Source organism: Luxibacter massiliensis (assembly GCF_900604355.1).
GTDB lineage: Bacteria > Bacillota > Clostridia > Lachnospirales > Lachnospiraceae > Luxibacter > Luxibacter massiliensis.
Genome location: NZ_UWOE01000001.1, coordinates 3,466,389 through 3,478,988 on the forward strand (window position 1 = coordinate 3,466,389; position 12,600 = coordinate 3,478,988).

The 12,600-nt window shown below is 44.4% G+C and carries 10 protein-coding genes and 1 tRNA gene; all 11 read right to left on the bottom strand.

The annotated features are described in order from the left end of the window. Positions 1 to 25 precede the first annotated feature (25 nt). Positions 26 to 1,051 (bottom strand): LacI family DNA-binding transcriptional regulator, encoded by a 1,026-nt coding sequence (locus tag EFA47_RS16200; protein WP_122644187.1) that lies wholly within the window; start codon positions 1,049 to 1,051, stop codon positions 26 to 28. A gap of 102 nt (positions 1,052 to 1,153) precedes the next feature. Beyond that, positions 1,154 to 1,393, bottom strand: coding sequence for an RNA-binding S4 domain-containing protein (locus EFA47_RS16205; protein ID WP_122644188.1), 240 nt, complete (start codon positions 1,391 to 1,393; stop codon positions 1,154 to 1,156). Positions 1,394 to 1,805: 412 nt separating this feature from the next. Then, on the bottom strand, positions 1,806 to 2,081 hold the full coding sequence (locus tag EFA47_RS16215) for an HU family DNA-binding protein (protein ID WP_122644190.1): 276 nt from the start codon (positions 2,079 to 2,081) through the stop codon (positions 1,806 to 1,808). A 226-nt stretch (positions 2,082 to 2,307) separates the two neighbouring features. After that, on the bottom strand, positions 2,308 to 4,038 hold the full coding sequence (locus EFA47_RS16220) for a phospho-sugar mutase (RefSeq protein ID WP_122644191.1): 1,731 nt from the start codon (positions 4,036 to 4,038) through the stop codon (positions 2,308 to 2,310). Positions 4,039 to 4,335: 297 nt separating this feature from the next. Continuing rightward, on the bottom strand, positions 4,336 to 5,346 hold the full coding sequence (locus EFA47_RS16225) for a CotS family spore coat protein (protein WP_122644192.1): 1,011 nt from the start codon (positions 5,344 to 5,346) through the stop codon (positions 4,336 to 4,338). 64 nt (positions 5,347 to 5,410) lie between these two features. Continuing rightward, positions 5,411 to 6,745 carry a CCA tRNA nucleotidyltransferase gene (locus tag EFA47_RS16230; RefSeq protein ID WP_122644193.1) on the bottom strand — a complete coding sequence of 445 codons (1,335 nt, stop codon included), beginning with the start codon at positions 6,743 to 6,745 and terminating at the stop codon, positions 5,411 to 5,413. A gap of 94 nt (positions 6,746 to 6,839) precedes the next feature. After that, positions 6,840 to 8,498 carry an ATP-binding protein gene (locus EFA47_RS16235; RefSeq protein WP_122644194.1) on the bottom strand — a complete coding sequence of 553 codons (1,659 nt, stop codon included), beginning with the start codon at positions 8,496 to 8,498 and terminating at the stop codon, positions 6,840 to 6,842. 86 nt (positions 8,499 to 8,584) lie between these two features. Continuing rightward, on the bottom strand, positions 8,585 to 9,634 hold the full coding sequence (locus EFA47_RS16240; RefSeq protein WP_122644195.1) for a metallophosphoesterase family protein: 1,050 nt from the start codon (positions 9,632 to 9,634) through the stop codon (positions 8,585 to 8,587). Positions 9,635 to 9,711: 77 nt separating this feature from the next. Beyond that, positions 9,712 to 11,103 (bottom strand): asparagine--tRNA ligase, encoded by a 1,392-nt coding sequence (gene asnS, locus EFA47_RS16245; protein WP_122644196.1) that lies wholly within the window; start codon positions 11,101 to 11,103, stop codon positions 9,712 to 9,714. A gap of 46 nt (positions 11,104 to 11,149) precedes the next feature. Continuing rightward, complete coding sequence (locus EFA47_RS16250) at positions 11,150 to 12,127, bottom strand: Gfo/Idh/MocA family protein (RefSeq protein ID WP_122644197.1); 978 nt, start codon at positions 12,125 to 12,127, stop codon at positions 11,150 to 11,152. 345 nt (positions 12,128 to 12,472) lie between these two features. Beyond that, positions 12,473 to 12,545: transfer RNA gene (locus tag EFA47_RS16255), tRNA-Lys, on the bottom strand. Between the last annotated feature and the right edge of the window lie 55 nt (positions 12,546 to 12,600).

Genomic DNA, 12,600 nt, shown 5'->3' on the forward strand with positions numbered 1-12,600 from the left:
TATCCCTCCGCCCTCTACATCTGGTTTACAGATTATAGCTCATTTTAATATTAATATCTGTATATAGGTACTCCTGCCCGGGATCCACTCCCTGCACTAATAAATCTGATAAGATATGGGGAGGGAGATACCCTTGTATATACCCATTCTGGTCAATCAGGAAATCAACCGTATTGTCCCTCAATGCTTTTTCGTTTTTCGGGGTCTGGTCATATATTACAACATAGGGCCGCTGCTCCAGCCTTAGCTTCTCAAACGCACGGCCCACCCCTGCCTGTCCCCCTGAAACCACCAAAATACCCGTAATACCTGTGGTATTAACCATAGTTGTCTCTACAATATGTTCCACCTCATCTGTTTCGTCAAAACTGCCGTGCACTCCCGCTATCTCTAACTGTGGATACCGGCTTTTTATTTCCTCAATAAAGCCGTCCACCCTCTGGTTATCCACATGATTGCTGAAATAACCGGTTATAACCAGGATCTTCCCCATTCCTCTGGTCAGTAACCCTAATAACCCGGCTGCCGTCTTTCCGCTCTTTCGATTATCCATGCCTACAAAGCAGATCCTCTTCGTCCCCACAATATCAGAATTAAATGTAACTACTGGAATTTTTTTCTCCTCTGTCAGGCTGTTCAGCTTCACGCGGATCCTCTCACATTCTACCGGCATGATTGCCAGGCCATGTACCCCTTCCTCCTCCAGTTCCTCGATTGCGCGGATCTGTTCCTCCTCATCTACAGAAATCCCCTCCTTCAAGATGAGCTCGATTCCTTTTTCCTGCAGCTCCTCTTCCGCTTTCTTGATCCCTCTGTTTACTTCCATCATAAATGAAGATTTCGCGAGCTGAGTTACAATCCCTATCTTCAGCTTCTTATCTTTATTATCCGACCGTTTCCTTCTCTTATGCACATATCCCATCTCTTCTGCAAGAAGGCAGATGCGCTCTGCCACCTGGGGGTTTATCCTGCCCCTGTGATTCAATGCCCGGTCCACAGTTCCTCTGGATACACCTGCCTTGTCCGCGATCTGCTGTATCGTTACCGCCATCTCTTTCCTCCTTTCTCCACATTCCGGCTAAGTTCCTATTTCTTTTATTTTACCATAAAAGAAAAAAGCACGCAATAATAGCGTGCTTATCAAATACTGTCTTTATAAATATTTGAAGAGTTCCTTGGCCTCTTCCTTTTTTGTTGTATCCTGAATCTGGAGTACCTCGACCTTGACAGCCTTTGTACCGAACTGTATCTCTATAATATCGCCAGGCTTTACATTCAAAGAGGCCTTCCCCGTATTTCCATTTACAAGCACTCTGCCGGCATCACATGCTTCATTTGCTACTGTGCGCCTTTTAATTAGCCGTGATACCTTCAAAAACTTATCTAACCGCATATCATCCGCCTCTCACCCTATATCCCCAGTTTTTGGGGAAATCTCTTAGTATTAACGGCAGCCACGCCCTTTGGAGTTCTCCCGGGCCTTTCCATAAGGATATAATCCCGCTTAGCCGCAGTGCGGCCCAGCAGGGAGTACTTTTTTGTTATACAGGAAATCCAATGGAATTTCCTATGTAACAAAAAAGAATGTGCATAGCACATTCCCGGCCTGCGGAAGGACCGCTCTGACGGCATCTTCCCGCTGCATTCTAGCTGCCTTTGCCTTACAGGAAAGTGTACCCAGGGACTCCCTTAACACATGCCCCTGAGTAACTCCTGAAAATAAAAAATAATTCTCCGGTACTTAAATCCACTGCATGGACCCCCGCCATACAGCGGTTCTCTTATATGGCTATACCCGTATAGAACTAAGCATTCACAGCGTCTTTTAAAGCCTTGCCCGCCTTGAACTTAGGAGCCCTGCAGGCTTCAATCTTCATAGTCTTACCAGTCTGTGGGTTTCTTCCCTCTCTTGCTGCTCTTTCACTCACTTCAAAAGTGCCAAATCCAACCAATTGGACTTTATCACCTTTTTTTAACTGGTTTGCTACTACATCAGTAAAAGCTTTCAATGCCTTTTCGGCGTCCTTTTTTGAAATTTCCGCCTCTTCTGCAATAGCTGCTACTAATTCTGTTTTGTTCATGGATAAGTTCCTCCTCTTTATTGTACTAGAATAAAATATTCTACAGTTTAAATAAAGGCCTCATGTACCGGCGTTCACATGATTAACCCTTATGTACTGTTATAACTGTTTACCCTATTTTTGTCAAGGATTTTTACCGTTTTCACTTGCTTTCATACTGGTTTTTAAGGTTTTTTCAAAATTTTCCATCTCTTTCGGTAAGGGTAATTTTTCCTGCCACATTGCGTTACATCATTTTATCTATCATGGCAAGAACTTCTTTCCCCATACTCTCAGATTTGGCATCCGCATCGCTTTGGGATGTCCCTTTTACGCCATAATAGAATTTAACTTTGGGCTCTGTCCCAGACGGCCTTACACACAGCCATGCGCCGTCTGTCAGATCATAGTACAGCACATTCGAGTTTGGAAGTCCGGTGCCTGTCACCTTCCCTGTCTCCATATCCCTGATAGTATCTGCTTTATAATCCCTTGCCCTCACTACCTTATAACCTGCAATCTCTGCAGGCGGATTTTTCCTGAGAGTCTCAAGGATCTCCTGAATCTTAGCCAGTCCCTCAATGCCTTTCAGGGTAATCGCTTGAATATCGTCCTTATAATAGCCATAGCGCTCATACAGCCCAATCATAGCATCCCAAAGGTTCATCCCCTTTGTCTTATAGTAGGCGGCTGCCTCACAGAGTGCCATAGTAGCTACGATAGCATCCTTATCTCTTGCATAGGTACCGATCAGACATCCATAGCTTTCCTCAAATCCAAATAAATATTCACCTTTTCCGCTTGTTTCAAACCCAAGTATCTGCTGGCCAATAAATTTAAACCCAGTCAGAACTTCAATAAGGCCTGTATGGTAATACTGGGCAATTGCATCTGCCATATTTGATGTAACAATTGTTTTAATTAAATATCCATCATTGGGAAGTCCCTTTAATGCCTTTCTCTGCCCTATTTCATAATCCGCAAGCAGGCATCCCGACATATTCCCTGTCAGGTCATGGTATTGGCCCTGGCTGTCTTTTACACGGACTCCAAGGCGGTCTGCGTCTGGATCTGTGGCCAGCACAATATCCGCATCAATCTCCCTGGCCAGTTTCAGGCCCAGCTCAAACGCTTCTGCCGCCTCTGGGTTAGGATAAGAAACAGTGGGAAAGTCACCGTCGGGAAGTTCCTGTTCTTTTACCACATGTACATTTGTAAATCCCAGTTCCTTTAAGATCCGGCGGGCAGGAATATTGCCTGTCCCATGAAGGGGGCTATATACAATCTTAATGTCTTTTCCCACAGCGTTAATGGCATCCTGATGAAGCACCTGTTTTTTCAGCTCTGCTATGTAATCGTCGTCTATGGCTGCTCCAATCACCTCATATACGCCTGCTGCTTTGGCTTCCTCAAGGTTCATGGTTTTCATCGTTGTATAATCCTCGACAGCCTTCACCTCATCCATAATCCCCTTATCGTGAGGGGGGGTAATCTGAGCCCCATCCTCCCAGTATACTTTATAACCGTTATACTCCGGCGGGTTATGGCTGGCGGTTATATTAATTCCCGCAATGCATCCCAGTCTGCGGACTGCAAAGGACAGTTCTGGAGTAGGCCGCAGAGAATCAAACACATACGCCTTAATCCCATTTGCCCCCAGGCAAAGCGCAGCCTCATTGGCAAACTCAGGGGACATGTGGCGGGAATCGTAAGCGATTGCCACCCCTCTGCCCTCATTCCCACTCTTCTTAATATAATTGGCCAATCCCTGAGTCGCCTTTCTGACTGTATAAATATTCATACGGTTTGTCCCCGCACCGATGATACCCCGCAGTCCTGCTGTGCCAAATTCCAAATCTGTGTAAAAGCGCTCTTTGATTTCGTTCTCATTCTCTTTGATACTCTCAAGCTCCGCCTTTGTCTCCACATCAAAATATGGGTTAGCCAACCACTCCTCGTATCTCTCCTTATAGTCCATACTGGTACCTCCTGACTAAAAATAATATAATTGTGCTGCCGATTAAGAGCAGGTCCCTCCGAAGGACATGTGTTTGGGGGTGCCCTGTGGGTATACACAGGCGCAGTCCATGCAAATGCCGGGAAATAAAATATAATCTGCAGGCGTAGCCTTACTCCGCAGCTGGCTGGGAGAGACAGCTTGTACACATGCCGCGGGAATCTTTAACCATATGAATGATTCCCACTTTATTTCAAAAGCGACTTCCTAAACATCCTAAAATGCTCTCTCGGGATGTTTTCATTATACAACAGGAGCCTATAAAATAAAAGTAAATATATTCTCTAAAAACCGTAGTTTTTCCTCTGTCTGAGTAATCGCTGTCTGCAATTTCTCCACATTTTTTTCAGGGATCCAGGCCTTGTTGGAATGATAGTATGCATTGGCCGTTTTCCAAAACTTCTCTGGATAGGCAAGGCATAATGCAATATACTCCATTTCCCTGGAATCCAGCTCACGTACACTCTGGTAGGCGTCCAGCATGGCCTTTCCCAACCCTTCCTCCCACTGATGTTTTTCCATCACCTTGCGCAGAAAATAATACAAATCCTGCGCCTGTACATCTACACGGAAATGTTCAAAATTTGTTGTCGCCATCTTGCCTGAAGTTAAGATCACATTGTGGTAGTTATAGTCACCATGCACCAGTTTTTTAGACTGTATGCTTTCCTCATATAAATTATTATACCCGGATTTCTCTAAACGCTTTGTCACACGTTCAGCTATGGTATACATTTTTTCAAAATACTCCAGAAAAAGAAACTCAAAAGAACTTTTAGCCACTTTATCCCGTATAAAGGCACGGACTTTTTTCATTTCACGGTTGTGCCTGGCAAATTCCTCCTTCAAATGCCGCCCTAACGGCAGATAACCTGTCTGGGTTCCAGTTGGGCCATCTTCCTCAAACCAGGACATTTTATTATGAAGCTCTCCAAGATTTATAGTTGCCTGTAGGATTTCGCACTCTTTCCTGACATCGCATTCCCGTCCTGAAAACCATTTCTTCAGCATATATCTGGTGCCATCTCTGGATATACTGATTAGAGAACCTTCTTTATTATATACCGGGATATCAATATTGGGATAACCTGCATTCCCCAGATTACTGAGCATGATATATAACAAAGGGGCACGCCTGTCGGAAACGCCCGCTTCCTTCAACAGCATTGTGCCCTCATTGGTATCGCAAAAAAACGCACCCCTTATTTTGCGGGTGCCCCTTATTTCTATATCATACTGCTCCAAGACTTCTAATTCATATTCTCTCATGGCTGCCCCCTGCTTATACGATTCATAACTCTTTCTAATCTATGAAGAGGACAGCCTGAGTATGCTAAATGCCAAGCTTTTCTTTTACATAATTACATAATATTTCTTTTTCATTCATTTCAGGATAATCAAGGACAAGCTCCAGGAGCTTATTCAGCATATCTCCCATCTCCCGGCCCGGCTTCATGCCAAGCTTCAAAAGCTCCCTTCCGCTGACCGCCAGCTGCCTGAGTGTGACGCAATGCCCATTTATAAGGGTTTCCTGGTAAATTTCCCTCATTGCCACGATATTTTCTATTTTAGACCGACGCTCATATGGGCTCTGAGCCTTGACATCAGCCATACGTACAGCCAGATAGTAGGGAAAAAGCTCTACGCCGATTCTATTCATGGCTCTGCGGACATTTTTGGGGGTAGCCGGGATCCTGTAATCATGATAGCAGACAAGGCGGGTTACTTTTTTGACTGTATCATTATCAAACTTCAGGCGTCTCATCACTCTTCTGGCAATTTCCTCGCTGACCAGTGCATGTCCTTTAAAGTGATCTGTACCGTTTTCGTCTGTTGTTTTCATGGACGGCTTTCCCATATCATGGAACAGCATCGTAAGGCGGAGTATCTTATCCTTTTTCACATTCTTCATTGCATGAAGAGTGTGTTCCGCCACATCATATTTATGGTGAGGGGTATTCTGGGCCACTCCCACCATGGCATCCCACTCCGGCAGAATAACCCCCGTTATTCCCAGCTCATATGCGTCCCTGAGCAAATCCGGGTGATCCGACATTAAAAGCTTCACCAACTCCACCTGAATCCTCTCCGCACTAATATTCTCCAGAGTTGGCGCCAGTTTCTGAACCGCCGCTGCAGTTTCTTTTTCAATGGGAAAAGCCAGCTGGGCTGAAAATCTGACAGCGCGCAGAATGCGTAACGCGTCCTCCTGAAAACGCTCCTCCGGATTTCCCACGCATCGTATCAAGTGATGGTTTAAATCCTGCATACCGCCAAATGCGTCTACCAGCCTGACCTCATCATTATATGCCATTGCATTGATTGTAAAATCCCGTCGCCGCAGATCCTCCTTCAGGCTTGCAGTAAAAGTCACTTCCTTTGGATGCCGGCTGTCCTCATACTTGCCGTCCACCCGGTATGTAGTGACCTCAAAACTTTCCTTTCCCATCATCACAGTGACCGTGCCATGCTCAATGCCTGTGTCAATAGTACGCCTGAAAAGACGCTTGACCTCCTCTGGCTTTGCAGAGGTAGTAATATCCCAGTCCTCCGGCTTCCTGCAGAGTATGGAGTCACGCACACAGCCGCCGACGGCATACGCTTCATAGCCATGCATCTGCAGATTATTGATAATCAGAATAACTTTTCCTGGCAACTCTATCTTCATGTAAAACTTCCTTTCCAAAGGGAAGTACGTAAAGGGGGAGGGCAAAGGGGACTGTCCCCTTTGCAAAAGGGACTGTCCCCTTTGCGCACCATTTTCAGAATTGTTTTATAATTTCCTGTTCACGTTTTTGACAAGTAAATATTATAACTTGTCTTTGCTGTTCGCTCAACCATTTTAAAGTAGATTTTAGTCTTTTTTCGTCATAAAATACAAAAGTATCATCAAGAATAAGAGGAACTTTCTCCTCATACAGCAGATCGGCCACGGCCAGCCTGAGTCCCAGGTATATCTGTTCAATGGTTCCACGGGACAGGCGGTCTGCCGGGATACTGCGGCCGTCTGAATATAAATTTATACTCAGTTTTTCATCAACTAAGAATTTTGTATACTTTCCCTCTGTTATCTGGGACAATATTTCAGACATTCTTTTATTCAGAATATTCCCGAAATTCTGGGTCATATTCCTGGAGGTTTCTATCAGCTTTTCCCGGGCTATTTCCAGCGCCTGAATGCTTTTTTGCAGGCTTTTGATTTTACCGTCGGGCGTTCCTATTTCCTCTAACTGCTCTTGAAGGTTTAAATACCTCACCTGTTTTTCCTTCCACTCTCCCCGGATTCTCTGATTCTCCCACTCAATCTTTTGTATGCTCTTGTCTCGGCCCTCGTCCGCAGGCTGCTCTGTCTCCCGGGGGATATTTGCCGCTCTATTCTGTTTTTCTTCAGATTGCCTTTCAATTCGGCGGCTCCTGCCTCTTACAAATTTTCCATAAATGCCGAAAGCAGAAACATTCCTTTGTGTCTGTGATCTAATCCGAAAATACTGTAAGGCACCGCCCCCTAGCAAGACCGCTCCCACTATTAGGAATAACCATGTCAAAATAAAGGCAGCCTTACCTACTATGGGCATGTCTGCCGAAATCAATGTATATCCAACTCCTGCTATTCCCGCTAAGATAATGCCTCCTGCCCCTGCGGCCATAAGGCTTTTCCATGTATGATTGTTGCCTCTGTCTGCCGACAGCTTTTTCTCATAAGAAATATCCTCTTTTAAATGGCATTCCCTTTGTAAATTATTTAATTTCTCTTGGTTATATAATAATTCAAGATGTAACTTTTCCATATCTTCGGACACATACTGGCTTTCTTGTTTCACCTTTTCTTTTTTCGTTTTCTGCTCGTCCGTCAATATTTTTATTTCCCGCTCAGCCTGTTTCTTCCGCTGAGCCAGTGTATTTAGAGTCCCTTCTAAGTCCACCACGCTGCTTCCCGTTTCATAAAAATTAGCGGCATAGTTTTTCAGCTCCCCCGCAAGCCCCATCCCAGGTTTAGCCGCCATTTGCCCAACAGCAACTGTATTTTCAAAACTCTCTGCCGTCATCCCTCCCAAAAGCATTTTTAAATCTCCATCCTCCACAGACAGCTGCTCACCGTCATCCTCACAGACTAAAGATACCTTTTTTGCATACTTATCAAACTGCCGCTCCAGCCTGAACCACTTGCCGCCACTTGTAAAGCGCATGGTCCCCGCATAATAATTGGGGTTCTCCCAAGGCTCATACCGGCTGAACTCATCGTTGAGGGCGGCTCTGCCTCTTCCCCTCTCCATGCCAAAAAGCATAGCTTTTATAAATGCGTAAACTGTAGATTTTCCATATTCATTTTCGCCATAAAAGATATGGATTCCTTTGTCTATAATAAAATGTTTATCCGTAAATTTGCCAAAATTCTTTATATATAATTCTCTGATTTCCATACTTGCCAAATACCCGCTGAATTTGAAACAAACCTCTTTATCTCCTGAAAATATGTCTAAAATTATACTATTGGTATCTCTTCAATTCAGAGATGATTTTCAAGCAATGCCTGAACGCCCTCCTGCAAGGCCTGCCGCTCAATGCTCCCATCCTCACACGCCCAAAACCTCTCTATATATTTCCCAATAATATTTTCCTTGTTTTCAACATATAGCTTCTGATAATTATAGGCAGGCTGCGTTTCATCTGCAATTTCCAGAATATTTCCATATATATCCATATTGTCTGTATCAAATACTATTTCCGGATCCCTCAGACCCCTTAAAACAAGTTTATAAATATTGTGGATTCCCCGTTTTTCTACAGCATCCCTGACAGAGTCTCCAACGCCTCCACTGCTCATTGACTCCTGCACCCTAAACGCCAGATGAATGTATTCTCTGGAAGCAAAGGGTACAAACTCTGCATATGTCCCGGCCGGGGAAATTTCACCGCTAATATAACCATGGCGTCCGGTGTCATTTATGTCAACCGGCTCTAAAGCACCTGCGTAAGCCGCATGGTTTTCCATAAGTATGGCAGGTTTGTGGATATGCCCCAGGGCAATATAGTCAAACCCGGATGTTTCTAATGCTTCCTTTCTCAAGGGGATATGCTTTTCATCTCCGCCATGAGCCAGCATTATCTCATACCTGTACTTTCCAGGGGCCTTTACATTACAGCATTCCTCTGTTATTTGTCTGCTGTGATAACTAAATCCATATACAGCCAGCTCAAACCCTAGGATTTCCACACATCCCATCTTAGCTCCGAGCAGCGGATAAACATTCTCATTCCACTTAAATGTACAGTAATAAGAATCTTTTCTCACATAGTCATGATTACCTGCAATAAAAACAACCCTGGTATGCGTCAATTTAGAAAACAGATAGTTGACCTCCTTAAGCTCCCGCAAAAGCGGCTGCCTATGGAACAAATCACCTGCAATCAGCAAAACATCCACATGCTGTACTTCACACAAATCAATAATCCGGGCAAATGTATCCCAAAGCTCCTGAGGCCTTTTGGCACTATATGCAGTGCCAGCCTCCGGCTGGGCCCCCAGATGCACGTCGGCAATATGGATAAACCTCATATAAACCTCCATTTTGGTACAGGTCTAAAGTCAATTGGGGACGTAACCCTTTTGCACTTTGTTACGTCCCCAACCACCTAAAGTTCACAATTATTAACAGTTCTCGGGAATGGCACTACATCACGAATGTTAGACATTCCTGTCAGATACATCACGCACCTGTCAAATCCCAATCCAAATCCTGCATGTCTCGTGGAACCGTATTTTCTCAGATCTAGATAGAATTTATAATCCTCTTCTTTAAGGTCAAGCTCTGCCATCCTCTTTTGCAGTTTCTCGTAATCGTCTTCTCTCTGGCTTCCGCCGGTAATTTCTCCGATACCGGGTACCAGGCAATCCACTGCCGCAACGGTTTTTCCGTCATCGTTTAATTTCATATAAAATGCTTTGATTTCTTTTGGATAATCGGTTACGAATACCGGACGCTTAAATATTTCCTCTGTGAGATAGCGCTCATGCTCTGTCTGCAGATCAGCTCCCCAGGACACTTTATATTCGAATTTATCATTGTTCTTTTCCAGAAGTTCTACAGCCTGGGTGTAAGTTATTCTCGCAAAATCTGACTCTGCAACATTTTTAAGTCTGTCAATCAGGCCTTTATCCACAAAAGAATTAAAGAAATTCATTTCTTCCGGTGCATGTTCCATCACGTAAGCTATGATATATTTCAGCATATCTTCCGCCAGGTCCATATTATCATTCAAGTCAGCAAATGCAATCTCAGGCTCAATCATCCAGAATTCTGCCGCGTGACGTGTAGTATTTGAGTTCTCTGCCCTGAATGTGGGGCCAAAGGTATAGATATTTCTGAATGCCTGGGCAAATGTCTCCCCGTTAAGCTGTCCGCTTACAGTCAGATTTGTCTCTTTGCCAAAGAAATCCTGGCTGTAATCTACCGTCCCGTCTGGCTTTTTGGGAACCTGGTCCATATCCAGCGTAGTCACCCGGAACATCTCCCCTGCTCCCTCGCAGTCACTGCCCGTAATCAGGGGTGTGTGTACATATACAAATCCCCTCTCCTGAAAAAACTGATGAATAGCGAAAGCAATCAGGGAACGGACACGGAATACAGCCTGAAAGGTATTTGTCCTAGGGCGCAAATGTGAAATTGTTCTAAGATATTCGAAACTATGTCGTTTCTTCTGTAACGGATAGTCCGGCGCCGACGCCCCTTCAACCACAACTTCCTCCGCCTGAATTTCAAACGGCTGTTTTGCCTGGGGGGTGGCGACAAGGGTTCCTGTCACAATCAAAGCCGCCCCCACATTTTGCTTTGAAATTTCCTCAAAATTATCCATTTTATCATGGTAGACAATCTGCAAGGGTTCAAAAAAAGAGCCGTCATTTACAACAATAAAACCAAAAGTCTTGGAATCCCGGATGCTGCGTATCCACCCTCCCACCGTTATCTTTTTGTCCAGATATTCCTCTCTGTTTTTAAACAATTCCCGAATCGTTATAAGACCCATACCAAATACTCCTTATTTTTACAATTTTTATCAAACAATAGTCCTATTATAACACTTCATCAGCCTGAAATACAATCCCATTCTGCCGCCTTGCCTCATCGATTATACGCACGGCGTCAAGGGAATAACGCAGGTACGGATGGCTGATATTTTTCTCCTCTATAAGCCTTGCAAACTCCTTCACCTCATAAACCATATTATTGTCCACCGGCGTATAGGGGATCTCCTCTTTGCCGCCGTTTCTATATACAATCTCCAGCCGCCTGGGTTTTGCAATAGAATCTACCAAAATACTCCCCTCTTCTCCAAGAAATATACTAGGATTTACTGAATCAGTTATTTTAGAATATACCGCCTCTGCCATCATATCCTGATACTGCATCAGAACAACACCGCTTCCCTCAAATCCATTTTTTAATTTTGTTGAAAATGATTTTATTTCTTTTGGTGCCCCTAATATAGCGGCCAGCATATGTATACAGTATACCCCAATATCCATAATTGCTGCATTGGAAAGATCCGGGTTAAATGCATTGAGCACCTCTCCCTGGCGGAATTTATCATACCGGGATGAATACTGGCAGTATTCCATAGTCACTCTCCTGAGTTTTCCGATTTTAGGAAGCGCCTCTTTTACAAGTGAAAAAGCAGGGTCAAAGTCTGGCCTCATGGCTTCCAAAAGTACAACTCCATTTTCTGAGGCACAGGTAATCATAGCTGTTACCTCCCTCTCATTTACTGCCATTATCTTCTCACACAGCACATGTTTTCCATGTTTCATAGCCTCCAGGGCCTGTCCGCAATGGGCATAAGTAGGAGTGGCAACATAAACAGCCTCGATGCCTGACTGGAGAAATTTTTCATAATCCGTATACACGCCAGAAATATTGTGGCGGCCCGCAAATGCCTCCCCAGTATCCTGTGCCCTGGAAAAAACAGCGGCAATCTCCACTTCAGGCACTTGCCCGACAGCCTCCGCCAGCCAATCGCTTATAAAGTTTGTCCCTACAATTCCTAACTTCATGTTAAGACCTCCTAATATAAATTTATCATATCACTTCTTCACTATGCCCAGGCAAAGGCTTACATCAGGCCACTCCCCGGCCTTCAGGGTATACCCAATGGCATCCCTTAACTCTTGTCCTTCCATCGGGCGGACTCCATCCAACAAGGTACACTTATTGAACTGCTAACGTTCAATAAGGTTTACCCAAAGGGCATCCCTCAATACTTGTCCTTCCGACGGGCGGACTTCGTCCAACAAGGTTTATTATACTGTATATCTACACACTTCTTCAAGATATTCTATCTGGTTTATGTACACAAAAATACCGCACCCCCGACATAGGTTTGCGGCATTGCCAACTACTGAGCGTGCGGGGATTCGAACCCCGGACAACTTGATTAAAAGTCAAGTGCTCTACCACCTGAGCTACACGCCCTCAATTACTTGCGAATGATATAATACCATATAGTTTCTTCAATTGCAATAATCTT